Raw genomic sequence first — 18923 nt, forward strand, 5'->3', positions numbered from 1 at the left:
GCCAGTATTTCGATGAACGCCTTCGCTGTTGCGGGTGCAAAAGTAGAACCTTTATTCAGTTATACAAGACTTTTTCGGCACTTTTTTTCTTCTTTTTTCAATCTTTTTCCTAACTCGCTGGAAACCGTTTCTTTACATTTGCGATTTTTTTGAGATATTGTAGGGCTTTTCTGAATCAAGGCGCGGTTTGGGCAATTTGTGCGCTTTCCGGTCGTCCGTTTTGGGAAGTTTTCAGATTTTTTCTGCTTTTTCGAAGAGAAAACAATATTTTAAGGCGGAGTTTACGGCGCTTTTTATCACGCAGAGTCGCAGAGGCGCAAAGTTTTTCTTCTGGAAAGGGGTTTCCTAGCCCCGATAGAAGCGAAAATCCTTTTGTGGCGGCCCAGAGGCTTCGGGAGGCACAAAAGATTACTTCGTCAGTTCGCTATCGCTCGTGTGTAGCGGATAGCGGGAAACAGCTACTTGTCAAAATCATATCACCTTTTAAAACCCAAGGACTTCTACTCCGCTCTGCCTGGCAAGTACACCTATTATATATATGTATGGTTTCCGTTGCGCACAAGACGCACTGCTGTGCGCCTCTACGGAAAATTGGGACTTGATTATTCCTATACATATATATGTATAAAAAAAAACGATTGATTTTTGCAAAACTGTGGGGCCATTGTATATAAACTGGGATATTTTTGATCTTCTTGTTTTCTCAACGTTCGAGAATTCATTTATTTGCAAAGTGATTCAGCTATATCTTTATATATTTGCTTCGACAATCTATCATACAAATCAACGATCTGAATTATCAAATTTTCGAAATATTTAATGACTATACAAGATTTAATAGGCGAATATGCCATTTCTGGAAGCAATCAAGAAGAGAACAATGAAATCAGTTATAAAGGGGTTTTGACTTTGTCATTGGATAACAATAACCGAATTATAGCTGATTGGCTTATAAATGGTACACAGAAACAAAAAGGTACTGGATTTTTTAAAGACAACATTCTTGTGATTAACTTTAGATATAAGGGAGATGATCATAAAATCTACAAAGGAGTAGCTGTTTATCGTTGTTTGACCAAAGATTTTCTGGACGGATTCTGGTCTGAAAAACACGGCAATCCTCTTTTTCTAGGAACAGAGCATTGTCTTCGAGTAGAAACAACTGAAAAACTCAATTAATCAACTTGTTTTTCTGTAATTATAAATTGCAAGCGCATTTAAGACAATCGCAAAAATAATCAGATACAATAACTCTTTCCCTACTTCATTCAATCCGCTTCCTTTTAAAACAATAAGACGGACAACTTTTATGAAATGCGTCACGGGAGTAAACTGAGACATAACTCTTGCCCAATTTGGCATACTATCGGTACTTGTAAAAAGCCCGCTCATTAGCGTGAAAATCATCATAAAGAAAAAGGCGATAAACATAGCCTGCAATTGTGTGTCAGCAAAAGTCGAAATCAAAAGCCCTAATCCTAACACTGCAATCAAGTAAACTCCGGCAAAAATATAAAGCACTAAAAGGCTACCTGCTGGGAATATCCCGTAAATGACATACATTATAATAAGCCCAACTGTAAAAACAATTGTCCCAACAATCCAAAACGGTATCAGTTTCCCTAAAATGAACTGCCATTTTTGAATAGGCGTTACATTAATTTGCTCAATAGTTCCAATTTCTTTCTCTTTTACAATATTAAGAGCCGAAATAAAACCGCCGATCAATGTCAACAACAATACTAAAATTCCTGGAACCATATAATATTTATATTCGGCTCGAGGGTTGTACCAATTTGTACTTGTGAGCGTAATTAAAGAAGGGGAAATCGAAGCCGACTGCGGCGGCAGTTTGAATCGTATATCAAGATCTTTGCTGAAATCAGCTAATACAACGCTCAAATAAGCATTTCCAATATTTGATTTTGTTCCATTAATAGCATCTGCAGCAATATTTACTTTCTGGCTTCCTTCTCGAACCAAATTTCGTTCAAATCCGGATGGAATTTCTAAAATCAAATCGGCATCACCTGTTTCGATAAGTTTCAGACCTTCCAAATAAGAAGCTGGGGCCGCGACAAGATGAAAATATCCTGACGAATTAATTTTATTAATCAGTTTTTGCGAATACGAGCTGTGATCATGGTCAACATAAACAATGTTCACATTTTTAACTTCAAAATTGGCCGCCAAAGGCAAAATAATAAGCTGTATAGTTGGAACCATAAACATCATTGCCAATATGGTTTTGTCTCGAAATATCTGGCGAAATTCTTTCTGCAATATAAAACGAAGCACTTTCATGACAATCTGATTTTAAATTTTTTCAAAGCAATCGTTAATAAAAACAGTGCCATACCGATCAAAATCAGTGTTTCTTTCCAAACATATGAAAACCCCAAACCTTTTAACATTACTGATTTCACTATAATATAATAATAGTGTGACGGTATTAAATGTGAAATTGCTTGAAAAATCCATGGCATATTTTCTAACGGAAACATAAATCCGGTGAGCAATAAAGTTGGCAGCATCATTCCCATCATTGAAATCAGCATTGCGGTTTGTTGTGAATCGGTGACATTTGAGATCAATAATCCTAGAGAAAGGCACGTAATTATAAACAGAATACTTTCGGCTAAAAGCAATAAAAAACTTCCTTTTATTTCGACATTAAGAAGATATACCGAAAGAAACATAATAATCATAAAATTAATAAGTGAAAGCACCAAGTATGGAATTGCTTTTGCAATCAAAACCATTATAGGCTTGAAAGGCGACACTAACAAAATTTCCATAGTGCCAAGCTCTTTTTCGCGTACGACAGAAACAGAAGTCAATGCCGTACAAACGATCATAAATATTAACGCAATGACGCCCGGAATAAAATTGAGCGAACCATTTTGTTGTTCATTATATAGTTGTCTTAATTCTGGTACAATTTGGTAATTAATTTTTGCAGATGAATTTAAGTCGCGCTGATAATCATTTACAATTGCATTTAAATAATTCGTCACAATTGTTGCCGTATTAGGATCGGAAGCATCAGCAATCACTTGGATTTTTGCTCCGCCAATGCGTTGTAAATCCGAACCAAAATTTGCTGGAAAAACCACAGCACATTTTATGCTTCCGTCTTTAAACCTATTCTCAATGTCTTTATAATCCAAAATTGGGGATTCGGTTTTAAAATAAGAACTTGATTGAATTTTTCTGATAATCTTTTCGGTGTGAATATCATGTGAATTGTCCTGCATGGCAATTCCGATATTTTTGACTTCACTGCTCAAAGCGTAGCCAAAAAGAATAATCTGTGCCACAGGAAGTCCAAAGAGAATCAGCAAGGTTCTTTGATCCCTGAAAACGTGATAAAATTCTTTCCGAATGAAAACCAATAATCTTTTCATATTAATCAGCAGCTCTTGTGGCATTTCGTGCCAGTTCATAAAAAACTTCGTCCATTGAAGTAGTATTGAAGCGATTTTTCAATGCAGAAGGAGAATCAATCGCCTCAATTTTTCCATCGACCATAATACTGATTCGGTTACAATATTCGGCTTCATCCATATAATGCGTAGTCACAAATACCGTAATTCCATTGGCGGCAGCCTCATAAATCATATCCCAAAATTGCCTTCTTGTTATTGGATCGACGCCTCCTGTGGGTTCATCTAAAAAAACAATTTTTGGACGATGAAAAACTGCAACCGAAAAAGCCAATTTCTGTTTCCAGCCCAAAGGAAGTCCCCCCACCAATTTTTTAGCTTCTTTTTCTAAACCTAAAGTCTTAATCAATACAGCGCTTCTTTCCTTGATTTCAGGACGAGAAACACCATAAACGCCACCATAAAATTCAATATTTTCAAGAATCGTCAAGTTATCGTACAATGAAAACTTCTGACTCATATAACCAATATTCTTTTTGATTTTTTCTTGCTGTTTATAGACATCAAATCCCGCAACGCTGGCTTCTCCCGAAGTTGGATAAGATAGTCCGCAGAGAATTCGCATTGCAGTTGTTTTTCCTGCTCCGTTTGCGCCTAAAAAGCCAAATATTTCACCTTCGCTGACCTCAAAACTGATTTTATCAACGGCTTTGAAATCACCAAACTGTTTGGTCAAATCTTTACAAATTATCGCTTTATCCTGCATTTGGCATTTCTTTTAATTATTTTAAATCACTTTGTTCGCGCATTAAGCGAATAAAACTATCTTCAATCGTAGGCTCTATTTTTTTTACTTCAAAATTTTCAGGATTGTATTTTTCAGCAATCGAATGAATTGCTTCCTCATTTGCATTTTCTGCCACAAGTGTTATATGAAGAAATTCACCAAAAGCATCACAGCTTTCTATTTCTTGGTCATTTCTGAGATCCTGGAGAAGCTTGTAAATATTTTTCGCTTTGACAGCAAAAAGCGGTTTCGGAAAACTTTTAATAATTTGCTTTGGCGTATCAACAGACATTATTTTGCCATTTTGCATCAAAGCAATTCGATCACATAATTTCGCTTCGTCCATATAAGGTGTCGAAACGACTATGGTAATTTGTTGTTCTTTTAATTTGCCCAACATTTCCCAAAACTCACTTCTAGAAACCACGTCAACACCTGTTGTTGGTTCGTCTAAAAATAAAACTTCGGGTTTATGAATCAAAGCACAACACAGCGCTAATTTCTGTTTCATTCCGCCCGAAAGTTTTCCGGCGCGTCTATCATTAAAAGGTTTTATTTGATCGTAGATATCTTTAATCAATTCATAATTTTCGTCGATTGTAGTTCCAAAAATCGTTGCAAAAAAATTAAGATTTTCTTTCACCGTCAAATCCTGATACAGCGAAAATTTCCCAGGCATATACCCTACTTTGTTTCTAATTTCCTGAAAATCTTTTACCACATCATGCCCTTGAACAGTAGCAGAACCGCCATCAGAAAGCAGCAATGTTGTCAAAATACGGAAAATAGAAGTTTTTCCAGCTCCATCGGGACCAATTAATCCGAAAAGCTCCCCTTTTTGCACCTCAAAAGACACGTCATCTACGGCAACAAAATCACCATATTTTTTACTGATATTTTTTAACGTAACTGCCGGCATAACATTGTTTATTTTGACCAAAGCACTTCTCCGTACATTCCAATTTTCAAAAATCCGTCATTCTTTACTTTCACTTTTATAGCGTAAACTAAATTTGCTCTTTCATCTTTCGTCGGGATTGTTTTTGGTGAAAACTCCGATTTATCTGAAATCCAACTTATTGTCCCTGAATATTCTTTGTATTTCTTTTCCCCCTGATCAATTCGCACTTTAACTTGCTGTCCAATTTTAATTTGAGGCAATTGTGATCCTGTAATATAAGCCCTTAGATTCAACGATTCAAGATTCGCAATTTTATAAAGTGGTTTACCAACGACTGCCATTTCATATTGTTCTGCATATTTGGTCAAAACCGTTCCTTTCACTGGGTTTACAATAATGCTTTTATTCAATTGATCCTGAACTCCTTTTAGTTGAACACCAACAGTATTTCCCTGCTCGGTCAGGTTTTCGTTTGTTATTTCTAAAGAATTTTTCTGTGCACTAATTTGCGATTGAAGCGTAGCTACTTTAGCATTTGCATCGTCCAATTGTTTTTGTGAAGACACGCCTCCTTTAACTAGTTTTTCAATTCGGTTGCGGTCAAGTACTGCATTTGCAAGCTGTTTTCTTAAAGCGTCTGTCTGAATTTGCTCTTGTGGTCTTCCGCTTAAAATTGCTTTTTTATTCTGTTTCAACTGCATTTTATTGATTGCTAATTGGGTACTATCAATATATCCCACTTTTTGACCGGCTTCTAATTGTTGTCCTTCTTCAACATTCAATTGTAAAATTTGACCATTTGATTCGGCTGCAAGAATAGTTTCAACAGCTTCAAAAGAGCCCGAAGCATCAAAATCATTTTCTTTGTTATGGCATGAAACTAGGCAGATCATTGGTACAAGAAAAAATAAAAGCTTTATCTTTTTCATAATATTATGGTATTAATTTCCTTTGATTGTTTGATACTCATAAGCACTCATGAGCAATTGAATTTCATGCAATGCTTTCTCGGCACGTGCAGTTCCTTCTTTTTCAGTCGCATTAAGCAAATCTACTAAGGGACCGGCACCGGTATCGTATTTCAACTGATATCCTTCACGAATTTTTTGGCGAAGTTTTACAAGCTCATCATCATCTTTTAAAATGGCCGCCTGTCTTTCGATATCTGTCTTTTTTTGATTCATCTGAAATCTGGTATTGAATAAAAAGGTTTCTTCCTGGACTTCTATTTTTTTCAATTCCTGTTGTGTCAGCTGTTTTTCATTTGAATTTTTATACAAGCCTTTTATATCCCAGCCAACACTCAAACCTGCAACTCCTACTGTAGAAATTTTGTTTGGTCCCAAATTGACTCCAGGCGCCAGGACAACGCCAGCACCAAGTAATCCAACTTTTGGCATTAAATTCACTTTCTGCATATCTGATTGTGCGTTGATAAGATTTCGCTGACTCTCAAAACGTTTTTGCTCTGGACGATTGATCAAAGTATCAATTCCAATAACATTTATAGGTTTTTCCAGTTTTGCCTGACTGATATTCTTGCCTGTTAAATACGAAAGCATCGTTTGATAACCGTTTCTGGTATATTGAAAATCTGTTTTTTGCCTGCTGAGATTTAGCTGTTCCGCTTTCATTTCGTCAACATCGGTTTTATAGGCGAGTCCGTTGTCATAGAGTTTTTTTACTTTATCAATATTATTGGCAAGAATGGCGTTTTGAATTTCCAATTGTTTCAACTGTTCATCAATCAAAAGCATTCCGAAATAAAGCTGATTCACTCGTGAACGCAAATCATAAAGTGAAACTTCGACAGAAGTCTTATCGACATTTGAAGATGCTTCGATAATTTTTTTTTGAGTTTTTGTAGCACCACCATCCCAAATCATCTGATTTACTTGTCCCAAACCAATAAACTTGAACTTACTGTCGCTTCCAGAACTTCCCAAACTCGGAAAATCTCCAAAAACATAACCTTCAATCGCAGTGAGACTTATTTGAGGCAAATAGGCTTTATTGGCATTGCTCAATGTATATTCTTTGCTTTTATCAATCAGTTCATATTGTTTGATTAAAGGATAATTTTCGACCGCGAGCTGATAACTCTGATCAACGGTCAGCGTCTGTGCTCCTACATTTATAAAACACAGAATTCCAACATATTTAAGTAAGTTTAATTTCCTCATTTTGTATAAATAAATTAACTTCTAAAATTTTACACAGTCATAAACATTGTATTGATCCAAATTGGAATTTTCTTTTTGCGCTCTTGCATTAACAGATGAAATTCCTCTGTTTTTAAATTTCTGCTTCCCATAACAATAGGTTTTGCTATAAATGGAAAAATAACCAATCCTAAAAGATTCATCAAAAAATGAAGTGGATTTGGTTCTGATATTATTTTTTTCTGTACCGATTCCTGAAACTGCTTTATAAAGACCGAATCATTTAAAATTTCTCTGATTGGAAGCCTTTTTAAAAGACCATCAGGATTGTTCCGAATTTCAGTCAAAATAAAGGTGGGGATTTCTGGTTCGGCAATAATAAAATCGATATAACGATCGGCAATAATTTCGACTTTTTGCTGCAACGAAGTTTTATCGTCATTCAATATAATTTTCACACTGCCAACAAAACCTGCAAAAGTTTCCACCATTATGATTTCAAAAAGCTTTGCCTTACTTCTAAAATAATAGTTGAGCAAAGCAAGATTCAAACCGGCTTCCTCGGCAATGTCTCTTGTTCTAGTTGCCGTAAATCCTTTTTTATAAAAAACTGTTTTTGCGGCAGCTTTTATTTTTTCTTCTGTAGTTGTGTCCTTCTTTTTGGACTCTGAAACACTCATTTCTAATAATTTACATACAAATATAAAATATTTTAAAATATCTTAAACAAAAATTTTAATCAAATGATTAAATATTTTGATTAATAGTTAATTAACTGAAAAATAGTATCTTTACACTACATTGTTTTGAATTATTGCATTTTATCGATTCTACAGAAATTTATTGTTTAAGCTAATTTCTATTGTATTGTATGAAGAACAATTTTATTTGGATTTTTATCCTCTTGTTTCCAATTGTTGTAGTAGCGCAAACTGACCAAAAAAAAGAAATCAACCAGCAACTTCAAACCTGGGTTTCTATAAATACAGTTACAAAATTTGCAGATCATTGGGGCGTTGTTGGCGATTTTCATATCCGACGAAACGATTTTGTCGCTGATCCCAGTTTTTATTTTATAAGAGGCGGAATAAGTTATATCCCGAATTCAAGCGTTTCTGTAAACCTTGGATATGCGCATATGTGGCTGGCGCCCTCAAATCCTGATTGGAGTACATTTGCCGACGAAAACAGAATTTATCAGCAAGCCCAATTAAATTCAAAAGCGGGAAACGTGAGCATTTTGCAGCGTTTGCGAAATGAACAGCGATGGCAAGAAAAAATAGTCGATGACAAACCTAGCGGAGACTGGCGTTTTACTAACAGAATTCGTTATTTAATGAGTTTTACTTTCCGAATTTCTGATAAAAAATCATGGCCATCTATGGTTCTTTCAGATGAAATTCTTTTGCATTTTGGCGAAGAAGCCGTCTATAATACCTTTGACCAAAACCGATTTTTCATCGGAATCAAAAAAGCAATAAACCCAAAATGGAGTTATGATTTTGGGTATATGAATGTGTATCAGCAAAAATATTCCGGTTATCAATATGATATGAATCACACTATTAGACTGTTTTTTTATCTCAGTACAAGTATTCGGAAAAAAGCGCCTTCAACAACTGAAACTTCTGGCGATGAATAATTATTGTTTTTAATATGATTGAAATTTTTATTTAACACATAGAAACATAGTTCCAATAGACTAAAATCAAGGAAGGTTAAAAAAACTAGTTTTCACACATAGCCTGTCAAAAACAACTATGTTTATTTTAAACAAGTGAAACGCCTTTTGTAAGCGTTCAAAATCTATGTTTCTATGTGTTAAAAAATTATACGCAAAGGTTTATTTTAAGAAATAATCGGCATCAAGCAAGCGATTTCCAGTTTCATCATAAACGGCATAATTGAAACCACCTTGAATGCAATAAGAACCATATTCGCCATTTTTATTTAAAGCAATAAATCCGACTTGAATATCTTTTAAATCTTTGTTTCTGTTTTTGGTCAATTTCACAATTCGCGCAACTGCCTCTTCACACGCTTTTTGAGGAGATTTCCCGTGGCGCATTAATTCGACAACCAAATGACAACCAGTAATTCTGATAACTTCTTCTCCATGTCCTGTTGCAGTTGCAGCTCCAATTTCGTTATCAACATACAAACCTGCACCAATAATTGGCGAATCACCAACACGTCCGTGCATTTTAAATGCCATACCGCTCGTTGTACAAGCTCCTGAAAGATTTCCGTCTGCATCTAATGCAATCATTCCTATTGTATCGTGATTTTCAATATTTGCAATTGGTTTGTATTTGCTGTCTTTCAGCCATTCTTTCCACTCTTTTTCCGATTCTTCTAATAGCAGATTTTCTTTTTTAAAGCCTTGTTCCAATGCAAATTGAAAAGCGCCATCGCCAACAAGCATTACGTGAGGCGTTTTTTCCATCACGGCTCTCGCGACTGAAATAGGATGTTTTATATATTCCAAACAAGCAACCGAACCAATATTTGCATTTTCGTCCATAATGCAAGCGTCCAATGTTACGCGTCCGTCTCTGTCTGGGCGTCCACCGTAACCAACGCTTCTTTCTTTTGGGTCGCCTTCCGGAATTTTTACACCTGCTTCAACAGCATCTAAAGCTTTTCCGTTTTTCTTTAAAATTTCCCAAGCAGCTTCATTTGCAGGTATTCCAAATCGCCATGTCGAAAGCACAATTGGCTTCTTCCCTTTTTTAGACATTACCTTTTCTTCTTCTTTTTCTGATTTAGACTGAAAAGATTGTAAAGCAACAGCAACTGAAGCGATTGCCGCGGTTTTTAAAAAATTCCTGCGATTTGTCATGGCTTAATTGTAAAAACTTGGATAAATAAAACTTTCTGTGTGATGTAAATTTATAAAACAATACTAAACTTTACTCCGTTGAACGTAATTAATTCTAACACATAGAAAGATAGATTAGGATGCTTAAAAAAGGCATTTCATTTATTTTAAAACAAACATGGTTAGCTATGTGAAGAAACATGTTTCCTTTTGGTTTCCTTTTGGCTTCTTTTTTTAAACAAATAAAATCTATGTCTCTATGTGTTTAATAAAAAATTCCCGACACAAACGAAGTGAAAAGAAGAAATAATTAAACTGACTATTTAAATTTTGTTTTAACGAAAAAAAAAAACGCCACTGAATTTTTATTTTCGGTGGCGTTTTTAGTATTTTATTTCTTGTCAATTTTATAGAGTCGGCCTTGATCTGTAACGGCATAAAGTGCACCGTCATTGCCTTGCGTAATATCTCTGAAACGTTGATTTTCAGAAGCAAGAAGTCTTTCTTCTCCAACAACTTTATTATTTTCAATTGCAAGTCGCACAATGTGCATACCGGTCAAAGCCCCAATAAATAGATTATTTTCCCATTCTGGAACGCGATTACCAGCATAAAAAGTCATTCCGCTTGGAGAAACCACAGGATCCCAATAATAAACAGGCTGTTCCATTCCGGTTTGTTGCTGAATTCCAGCACCAACTTTTTCACCGCTATATTCAATTCCGTATGTAATAGTTGGCCAGCCAAAGTTTGCGCCTTCTTTTAATCGGTTTATTTCGTCTCCACCTCTTGGACCATGCTCACTTTCCCAAACCTCACCAGTCACAGGATGCATTGCTAGTCCTTGCGGATTTCTATGTCCAATTGTATATAATTCTGCCAAAGCGCCACTTCCTGTAAAAACAGGATTCCCGGCTGCAGGCTGACCTTCTTTTGTCAATCTTACCACTTTTCCAAGACCAGAAGAAACAGATTGTGCCAATGGTCGGGTTTCTAGAACCGAACGCTCTCCCGTACTTACAACAAGATTCCCTGTTTTGTCAAAAAGGATTCGGCCTCCGTAATGCAGATCGCTTGGATTTGCAGGTTTCGCACGATAAATCACCGTTGCGCCTTCAATTGTTTTTTCATCGGCAGAAAGTTTTCCTTTGGCTACAGCCGTATTATTTCCGCCTGTTGTCGCTTCAGAAAATACCCAATAAATCATTTTATTTGATGCAAATTCAGGATCAAGGCACAAGCCAAGCAAACCGCCCTGGCCAGATGGATTAACAGCTGGAATTCCAGTAATTGGACTGCTGACAACTCCGGCCGTAGTAACAATACGCATTTGTCCGGCTTTTTCAGTAATTAAAAGTCGGCCGTCAGGAAGCATTTTTACGCCCCACGGACTTGCTAAAGAACTTGTAATTACAGCACTTGCAAAAGCCGTATTTGTTTTAATGCCACTAATTCGGGTCTGTCCTTCGAAAGCAGGCTTGTAAGCGCTATTTGGAGCATTTGTTTCCACAGGATCCGTAACTGTGCCCGGATCTGCAGGAGAATCTTTATCATTCGAACAACCGCATGACATTAAAACTACTGTGAAAAATGCGAAAAAGCAGGTTATATTTTTCATCTTATTTGATTATTTAAAATTAAAAAACAGTTTGGGTTAAGGTTGTCAAAGTTCTTAAATAGAAAATATTTTGAGTTATATAATTTCTGTCAGAACTTATAGAATTATCTTTTATAACGTTGAAAATGTGTATTGTATTTTAAAAACATTTAAAAGGAATTGTTTTATTTTTTAAATTAGATTAAAATTAAAAGCTATGAAAAAAATAACCAAGGAAGATATAAGTCAGGAAGTATTTGATTTGTATGACGATTATGCACACAATAAAATTGACCGTCGGATATTTATTGAAAAACTATCCATTTTTGCAGTTGGAACACTGACACTTCCATCGCTTTTAAGTTTTATGACACCTAATTATGTTGACAGTATTTTGGTTCAGCCAACAGATCCTCGTTTGAAATCAGGCTATATAAATTATGATTCTCCAAAAGGTGGCGGAAGCATCAAAGGTCTTCTGTCACAACCTGCCGATGCTAAAAAGAAACTTCCGGGAATAATTGTCGTACATGAAAACCGAGGCTTAAACCCTTATATTGAAGATGTTGGAAGAAGAGCTGCTCTTGAAGGATTCATCACACTTGCTCCAGACGCACTTTCGCCATTAGGAGGTTATCCAGGAAATGATGATGCGGGACGAGAACTTCAAAAAAAACGTACTCGCGAGGAAATGCTCGAAGATTTTATTGCCGCTTATGACTATTTAAAATCACATAAAGACTGCAATGGTTATATTGGCGTTGTCGGATTTTGTTTTGGAGGATGGATTGCCAATATGATGGCAGTAAAAATACCAACTCTATCAGCAGCAGTTCCTTATTATGGAGGACAGCCAACTAAGGAAGAAGCTGAACAAATCGTTACTCCGTTAATGCTGCATTATGCCGGACTCGATACGCGTGTAAATGACGGATGGCCCGCTTTTGAAGAAGTGCTTACAAAAAATAAAGTAGAACATACTGCTTATTTTTATGCCGGAGTCAATCATGGTTTTCATAACAATACAACGCCTCGCTATGATGAAGCTGCCGCAACGTTATCGTGGACACGAACTATTGATTTTTTCAAACTAAAGCTTAGGAAAAAATAATTTTATAAATCTCTGAGTCAATTTATCGGAAAGAAATTTGGTGCAAAATATTGAAGAATAAGCTTTAATTTTGCGCTAAATTATTTTTCAGATGAATTTGCACGAGCTTACCATAAATGACACCGAAAAAGTTGCTATCGAAAACTTGTTTTTCAGCGAAGAGAATAAAGCTGTTTTGCAACAAGTTATCAAAGAGCACAAATATTTTGAGGAATTAAAAAAATACAATCTTCCTATAGATAATAAAATATTGCTTCATGGTCATTCTGGCTGCGGTAAAACAACTACTGCAAAAGCAATTGCAACAGCTCTGAATAAAGAAATTATCATTGTAAACCTCAGCACGATTATAAATGCCCGAATTGGCGAAACTTCTAAAAATGTTAAAGCTTTATTTGATAAAGCTTCGCGTGAAAATGCTGTTTTATTCTTAGATGAGTTTGACCAAATTGCCAAAAGCCGTGAAAATGACGATAAAGATGTTGCCGAAATGAAGCGTCTTGTCAATACTATTATTCAATTAATCGATTATTTTCCAACGAATTGCCTTTTGATTTCTGCTACTAATTTTTTTAATAGTATTGATACCGCTTTGCTGAGAAGATTTCAAATCAAGCTTAAGTTTGAAATGCCAAACGAAAATCAATTGGATCTGTATTACGACAATATTTTAAACGCTTTTCCGATTCATTTGCAGGATATTCCACGAAAATACAATCTTTCTTATGCCGAGGTAAAAGATTACGTCAATACTACAATGAAAGGATTGATTATTTCAGAATTAGAAATGCAACAAAAGCAATTCTAGTTTTCCAAATTACTTTATTACTTCTACTTTTATTTTTTCTCTGATTATTTAAGGGAAAAAACAATTCTGTTTGCCTCTAATTTTCTGTATCTGTTAATTATGCAACGATAAATTCATTTCATGTAAGACTTTCCACTGGTTTGCTAGGTAAATTTGTAAAACACAAACTTTTAACCGAATAACTTAAAAGAGAAATGTTATGAAAACAGACCACAACTTTGATTATCATCAGAACGATCCTGATTATATCGAACAAAATATACTTGTTGATGGTACTTCTGTAGAAGACCAATACAAACAAGATTTAAAAGCAGAGGACAACTATGAATTTGGCGAAAGCGATCCTGATTATCTCGATCAAAATACACCAGTTGATCCCGACAATTATGCGAGAGAAGAAAATCCGTACCAATATCAGGAAGAATTTATTGGCGATTCGCAGCATTTTGTCGCGGATTTTGAAGACACTAGTTTACGACTTGAAAATATTCCGAATCAGGAACGCATTGTAAACGAAGATGATGCCATTACGAACGACGAACGAAAAAACGATTTTGACGAAGATTATGATCCCGATTTAGATTTGGAAAAAGATGGCGATCTCGATGATGATGATACAAAAGATTTAGATGATTTTGACGCTGAACATTTTCCTGAAAATCATCCTAGAGAATAATCAATTTTCCTTTTCATGGATTTGACGACACAAATTATCTGGCTTTTTGTTCTAGCTGTTCCTATTGCGTGCATCAGCTGGACAGTTACGCACGAAGAAATTTTTCGAGAACCTCGAGAATGGTGTATCAAGCATTCAAAATTTGACAGGACAATTATGTCACGAAAAGTTTTTTATCTCTTTACCTGCGAATATTGTTTCAGCCACTATGTCACAATTGCATTTTTGGTGCTCTGTGATTATAAACTTTTGTTAAATGACTGGAGAGGCTATTTTTTGGCAGGATTCTCGCTGGTTTTTATGGCAAATATTTACATGAGCCTTTTTGCTTTGCTGAGACAGGCCATTAAAAAAGAAAAAGCAGAAATTGAGAAAATCGAGATTGATACCGAAAATGAAAAATTATCAAATTAGATACAAACACGTTTAAACAAATAAATTATTAGAATTATGGAAAATTTGAATTTTATAGATCCTTTATTACACGGAATAACGCCAAATCCACCATCAAAATTATCAGTTAAAAATTTAGCTTGTGCAGGACTGAGTGCCTTATTGGTTGGTGCGGTTTTGAAAAAAACTGGGCATAACAAATCGGCAGCGCTTCTTGGAAGTATAGCTTTGCCTTTATTAACCTCAGCATGCTACAAAAAAATCTCAAAAATATATAAAGAAAAAAAAGAAGAAACAGAAAGCAGCGGGATTGAATATAACCACTAGAAAAGTTTTTTTTGTTTCAAGTTTCAGGTTTCAGGTTGAACCGGGACTTGGTAATTTTTAACGCAAAGTTCGCTAAGGTTTTTTGCTCCCGTTATGTTTACATAAACTATAAGGACGCAAAGCTTTGCGAACTTTGTGTTTATAGACATAAAAACTTGACAAAAAAACTTTGCGAACTTTGCGGTTAAATTCACAACGCTACTTAGACTTGAAGCTGATCTTTTAACGCAAAGTTCGCAAAGCTTTTGCGTTCTTTTGCGTTTGAAAACACAATCTGAACCAAAAAACTTTGCGAACTTTGCGGTTAAATTCCCAGCTATTTCAAACTTGAAACTTGAAACTTTAAACCTGAAACTTTAAATTTTAATCCTAAAACAATAATCAAGAAAGATTAATATTCCCTTCGACCCAATTCAGGGCTTTGTTGAAGTTTTCTTTTTTGAATCCGTGGAATTCTCCTGGAACTACGAAGCTGAATCCGTTTGTGAATGAAATAATATCTTCAGAATCCGTAATTATCGCAGCGCGATTCCATTTTCCTAAATGTTTTAATCCAAGAAGCGCATCTTCAAGCCATGCGCCTGCAGTAAAGTTTTCGATATCTGTATCGATAACCAGCAAAAAATTGATTTCGTGGATTTGGTTTGCCAAGTGCTCAACGGCTGGCGCAACCACTTTTAAAAAATCATCTTTTGTTACTTCTGCCAATGCTCTAAATGCAACTACATTATCTGTTGTGTCAATCTGATGTATCATGATAGTATTAATTTTGAATGTTATTTACTGATGAGATTATAATGCATAAAACTCCAATCAAAAATACTTCTCGAATACCGTTTAAGTATTATAGCTTCTTCTTCTATTTTTACAAAATAACAATGTACTTCCCTAAAAATAAATTAATTGAAACTGACAAAGACAAGAAAGCGATAATACGTTTTCGCATTATCGCTTTTACTTTTTATATTTTGCTACTGACTTTTGTTTTATCAATTTCATCAATAAAAGGAATTGAATTTTGAATTTCGCCTCTTATCGTTACTTGCAGATATTGCTCAAGCTGAACAAATTTTGCTGCATTTCGTCCGCCAATTGCTTTTTTGACTTTGCTGTATGTTTTGCTCAGCAGTTTGTCATAATCGTTGACATTTTTTAAACTTGCTTCGGTCAATGATGCGGCTTTTGCATCATCAAGTGTAGCATAGTTATTTCCGTAATCATTTATTATCTGCACTTTTTGCTGTCCTAGTGCTTTTCGCGAAGTCTCATATTCATCGTAGATTTTTTGAAACTCTGTCGCCTGAGGTTCTGATAAATTCATGTATTGGCGTACCAAATCTGCTTTGGATTTACCATAAATAGACTGAATAACTTCTACATCTTCTTTTAAGCTCGATTGAGCAAATGAATTTACAGAAAAAACAATAAGCGCTAATAAAATTACTTTTTTCATGATCTGATTTTTAAGGGTGAAGATGCTTTACAGCGATTTATTTTTTAAAATCATAACTTAAAACAGCTCCTAGACCAAATTGAAAAGTAGAGGCATAATCAGTTACAGCAATAGGTCCCCAGTAGTAATCCCAGTAGTAGTCATATCCAACTGCTGCCGACATTGATTGCAAATAAGCATTAATATTAACTGAGAAAGCCGAATCGGTTTTTACTTTAACACCGGCTTTAATTTCCCATCCAAAATAAGTACCGCTTCCACTCTTTGGTGATTCAAGAATCGCAATCCCCGCACCTGCTCCTAAATAAGGCAGCGCTTTTTGAGAACTTGGTCCAAAATAATACGTATAATCTACTAATACATAATTTATAGCCCCTTTATCATCTCCTGCATTTACTTGACCTCCCGCCGGAATACCATAATTAGGCAGTGGTACTTTTGTGTATAAAGGCATTCTCGTGTCAAGTCTGTTATATTTTAATTCGATGGAAGCGTTATCCATTATAAAATATTCCAAACCTGCTCCATACTCAAATCCATCTTCTACACGTGCGTAAGAGGAATCAAAATCTACTTTGTCTGAAAAGGTATAACCTCCATACAAATTAAGTAAAAATGAGCCATGACTTTGCGCTGACATAGTCAGAGAAAATAAAAAAACAACGAATAATAAGTGATACTTTTTCATAATTTGATTCTTTTAATTTGTTTGTAATTTGGTTTCTTAACTAATAGCTTTCAGATAAAATAAAAAGTCCTGCACTATCTCTCCTTGTCAAGAGTATCTTCTTATTTATCAACAGTATAAACCGTTTTATTGATTTAGATCAAAATTATCCAAATTGATAACGGCGACCCTTAAAATATGGGGTTATAATGGTTTCAAATTATAATTTGAAACCAAAAACTACTACAAAAATGAATTAACGCAGCGAAAAAAAAATCAAAAATAAATTTTTATCTATCTGATTTACATATATTTACATGTAAATCTACATAAAAAAACACTAATAATCATAAAATACGCTTAAGTCTTTAAATCTTAATCAAATTATAACACTATGGCAGATATTTATAAAGTAGTAGTCAGTCTTTATGCCGATGTTTATAAAAGTATTGGCACCGACGGAAAGCCTAAAGGAAAAAACAATACCATCCTGATGGGCTCATTTGTGAAAATTTTACCTGAAGAAACTACAAACTGGCAAAAGATTTTCGCTTTTGGAAAAGAAAGCTGGATTGACAAAACATGTATTGGGCTTTCGCCTGCTTTCAAATGTTTTTATGTAGATGTTGGTCAGGGCGATGGTGCTTTAATTGAAGTTGGAAATGACGAAAACGGACTCAAAATAATTATTGACGGAGGCCCAAATGATAATTTAAGTCATTACTTGAGCAAATGGCAGTACAAATATTATTTTGACAAAAACACAAAAGTACATCTGGATTATATTTTCATCAGTCATTTTGATAAAGATCATTATCAGGGATTAATTGATATTATTAATGACAATCATTACACTATTGGAACCATTTACCATAACGGAATTGCGAAATTCAATAATGAAAAAGCCAATTTCCCAAAAACGGAATACAATACCGAATTGGGCAAAAAGTCGAAACACGGCACAACCTATTATCTCGAAACTTCTTTCAATACCATTGCCGAATATAATGCGTTGCAAGCAAAAGGCGGGATGCTGGATTTACAGGAAAAATTTTTAAATGCTATTAATACAGCTACAAGTCAAGGACGACTTGCTAATTTTGAGCGTTTGGATCACAACAGTGTAATTCCGTCAAAGCTTATTAATAACAAGAATTTCTCTATTCAAGTTTTAGGACCAGTAACTTCAAAAATAGACAATAAAACCGTTTATAAATATTTTGATGACGAAGCGCACACTATAAACGGACATAGTATTGTTTTGAAAATTACCTACGGAAACCGTTCTTTTTTATATGGAGGTGATTTGAATATTCCTGCCGAAGATCATTTATTGGAACATTACAGCACCGGAAATCCGTTTGAGGTTGATGTTGCAAAAGCATGTCATCACGGCGCATCAGAATTTACGACGGATTTTATGGCAAAGGTAAATCCGTATGCAACTGTAATTTCTTCGGGCGATAATGAAACCTATTCGCATCCAAGAGCCGATGCCATTGGTTGTGCTGGAAAATATACAAAATCAAAAAGGCCTTTGGTTTTCTCCACAGAACTCGCGCGCTCAACCGCCGAAGGAAGTACCAAAATCAAATACGGAATGATCAATATGCGCTGCGACGGCGATAATATTATCATGGCACAAATGAAAGAAGCTGTCGCCGGCAACAGTCTTTGGGATTTATACGAACAAAGTTTTTTTAATCTTTAAATTTTGTTTCAGGTTGAAATGCGGCTTAGTTTGGGCTGAATTTAACCGCAAAGGTCGCAAGGTTTTTTATCTCTGTTTGTCTACAATAAACGCAAAGTTCGCAAAGCTTTGCGTTCTTTGCGT

The 18923-nt window shown here is 35.2% G+C and carries 20 protein-coding genes; 8 read left to right on the plus strand and 12 right to left on the minus strand.

Annotation, left to right across the window (positions count from 1 at the left end; all coding sequences use genetic code 11):
- Window positions 1-819 precede the first annotated feature (819 nt).
- Window positions 820-1179 (plus strand): hypothetical protein, encoded by a 360-nt coding sequence (locus tag FND99_RS18090; RefSeq protein ID WP_144339340.1) that lies wholly within the window; start codon window positions 820-822, stop codon window positions 1177-1179.
- On the opposite strand, the gene FND99_RS18095 is transcribed toward FND99_RS18090, so the two are convergent.
- The 7 genes from FND99_RS18095 to FND99_RS18125 are packed head-to-tail and all read right to left on the minus strand — an operon-like array spanning window position 1180 to window position 7916.
- The gene (locus tag FND99_RS18095; protein WP_144339341.1) at window positions 1180-2304 is read right to left on the minus strand and encodes an ABC transporter permease; all 1125 of its coding nucleotides are present in this window, start codon (window positions 2302-2304) and stop codon (window positions 1180-1182) included.
- Entirely contained in the window at window positions 2301-3407 is a 1107-nt protein-coding gene (locus FND99_RS18100; RefSeq protein WP_144339342.1) for an ABC transporter permease, read from the minus strand. Before FND99_RS18100 ends, FND99_RS18095 begins: the two co-directional genes overlap by 4 nt.
- Before the next feature lies 1 nt (window position 3408).
- Window positions 3409-4152: an ABC transporter ATP-binding protein gene (locus FND99_RS18105; RefSeq protein ID WP_144339343.1), complete on the minus strand. Its 744-nt coding sequence runs from the start codon at window positions 4150-4152 to the stop codon at window positions 3409-3411.
- Between the two features lie 16 nt (window positions 4153-4168).
- Window positions 4169-5092, minus strand: a complete 924-nt coding sequence (locus tag FND99_RS18110) for an ABC transporter ATP-binding protein (RefSeq protein ID WP_144339344.1) — start codon at window positions 5090-5092, stop codon at window positions 4169-4171.
- Window positions 5093-5100: 8 nt separating this feature from the next.
- The gene (locus FND99_RS18115) at window positions 5101-6003 is read right to left on the minus strand and encodes an HlyD family secretion protein (RefSeq protein WP_144339345.1); all 903 of its coding nucleotides are present in this window, start codon (window positions 6001-6003) and stop codon (window positions 5101-5103) included.
- 12 nt (window positions 6004-6015) lie between these two features.
- Window positions 6016-7257 carry a TolC family protein gene (locus FND99_RS18120; protein ID WP_144339346.1) on the minus strand — a complete coding sequence of 414 codons (1242 nt, stop codon included), beginning with the start codon at window positions 7255-7257 and terminating at the stop codon, window positions 6016-6018.
- Window positions 7258-7286: 29 nt separating this feature from the next.
- A complete protein-coding gene (locus tag FND99_RS18125; RefSeq protein WP_144339347.1) occupies window positions 7287-7916 on the minus strand; it encodes a TetR/AcrR family transcriptional regulator in 630 nt (209 codons plus the stop codon).
- A 191-nt stretch (window positions 7917-8107) separates the two neighbouring features.
- Between FND99_RS18125 and FND99_RS18130 the strand changes: the two genes are divergently transcribed.
- On the plus strand, window positions 8108-8878 hold the full coding sequence (locus tag FND99_RS18130) for a DUF2490 domain-containing protein (protein ID WP_144339348.1): 771 nt from the start codon (window positions 8108-8110) through the stop codon (window positions 8876-8878).
- Between the two features lie 201 nt (window positions 8879-9079).
- Here the strand turns inward: FND99_RS18130 and FND99_RS18135 are convergent, their stop codons facing one another.
- Both FND99_RS18135 and FND99_RS18140 read right to left on the minus strand, forming a co-directional pair.
- Window positions 9080-10078 carry an isoaspartyl peptidase/L-asparaginase family protein gene (locus FND99_RS18135; RefSeq protein ID WP_144339349.1) on the minus strand — a complete coding sequence of 333 codons (999 nt, stop codon included), beginning with the start codon at window positions 10076-10078 and terminating at the stop codon, window positions 9080-9082.
- A 370-nt stretch (window positions 10079-10448) separates the two neighbouring features.
- Window positions 10449-11675: a PQQ-dependent sugar dehydrogenase gene (locus FND99_RS18140; RefSeq protein ID WP_144339350.1), complete on the minus strand. Its 1227-nt coding sequence runs from the start codon at window positions 11673-11675 to the stop codon at window positions 10449-10451.
- Window positions 11676-11871: 196 nt separating this feature from the next.
- Here FND99_RS18140 and FND99_RS18145 point away from each other — a divergent pair, with 196 nt between their 5' ends.
- The 5 genes from FND99_RS18145 (at window position 11872) to FND99_RS18165 (ending at window position 14969) form a co-directional block, all read left to right on the plus strand.
- Window positions 11872-12765, plus strand: a complete 894-nt coding sequence (locus tag FND99_RS18145) for a dienelactone hydrolase family protein (protein ID WP_144339351.1) — start codon at window positions 11872-11874, stop codon at window positions 12763-12765.
- A gap of 91 nt (window positions 12766-12856) precedes the next feature.
- Window positions 12857-13573, plus strand: a complete 717-nt coding sequence (locus FND99_RS18150; protein ID WP_144339352.1) for an AAA family ATPase — start codon at window positions 12857-12859, stop codon at window positions 13571-13573.
- A 199-nt stretch (window positions 13574-13772) separates the two neighbouring features.
- Window positions 13773-14249, plus strand: a complete 477-nt coding sequence (locus FND99_RS18155; RefSeq protein ID WP_144339353.1) for a hypothetical protein — start codon at window positions 13773-13775, stop codon at window positions 14247-14249.
- 15 nt (window positions 14250-14264) lie between these two features.
- On the plus strand, window positions 14265-14663 hold the full coding sequence (locus FND99_RS18160; protein WP_144339354.1) for a hypothetical protein: 399 nt from the start codon (window positions 14265-14267) through the stop codon (window positions 14661-14663).
- A gap of 36 nt (window positions 14664-14699) precedes the next feature.
- Window positions 14700-14969: a PrgI family protein gene (locus FND99_RS18165; RefSeq protein ID WP_144339355.1), complete on the plus strand. Its 270-nt coding sequence runs from the start codon at window positions 14700-14702 to the stop codon at window positions 14967-14969.
- Window positions 14970-15350: 381 nt separating this feature from the next.
- On the opposite strand, the gene FND99_RS18170 is transcribed toward FND99_RS18165, so the two are convergent.
- The 3 genes from FND99_RS18170 to FND99_RS18180 all read right to left on the minus strand — a co-directional run bounded on the left by FND99_RS18170 (window position 15351) and on the right by FND99_RS18180 (window position 17110).
- On the minus strand, window positions 15351-15725 hold the full coding sequence (locus tag FND99_RS18170; protein ID WP_144339356.1) for a SpoIIAA family protein: 375 nt from the start codon (window positions 15723-15725) through the stop codon (window positions 15351-15353).
- Window positions 15726-15930: 205 nt separating this feature from the next.
- Window positions 15931-16422 carry a hypothetical protein gene (locus FND99_RS18175; RefSeq protein ID WP_144339357.1) on the minus strand — a complete coding sequence of 164 codons (492 nt, stop codon included), beginning with the start codon at window positions 16420-16422 and terminating at the stop codon, window positions 15931-15933.
- Window positions 16423-16459: 37 nt separating this feature from the next.
- On the minus strand, window positions 16460-17110 hold the full coding sequence (locus FND99_RS18180) for an outer membrane beta-barrel protein (RefSeq protein WP_144339358.1): 651 nt from the start codon (window positions 17108-17110) through the stop codon (window positions 16460-16462).
- Window positions 17111-17483: 373 nt separating this feature from the next.
- Between FND99_RS18180 and FND99_RS18185 the strand changes: the two genes are divergently transcribed.
- The gene (locus FND99_RS18185) at window positions 17484-18800 is read left to right on the plus strand and encodes a ComEC/Rec2 family competence protein (protein WP_144339359.1); all 1317 of its coding nucleotides are present in this window, start codon (window positions 17484-17486) and stop codon (window positions 18798-18800) included.
- The last annotated feature ends 123 nt before the right edge of the window (window positions 18801-18923 follow it).

The sequence above is a fragment of the Flavobacterium daemonense genome, from assembly GCF_007341385.1.
Classification (GTDB): Bacteria; Bacteroidota; Bacteroidia; order Flavobacteriales; family Flavobacteriaceae; genus Flavobacterium; species Flavobacterium daemonense.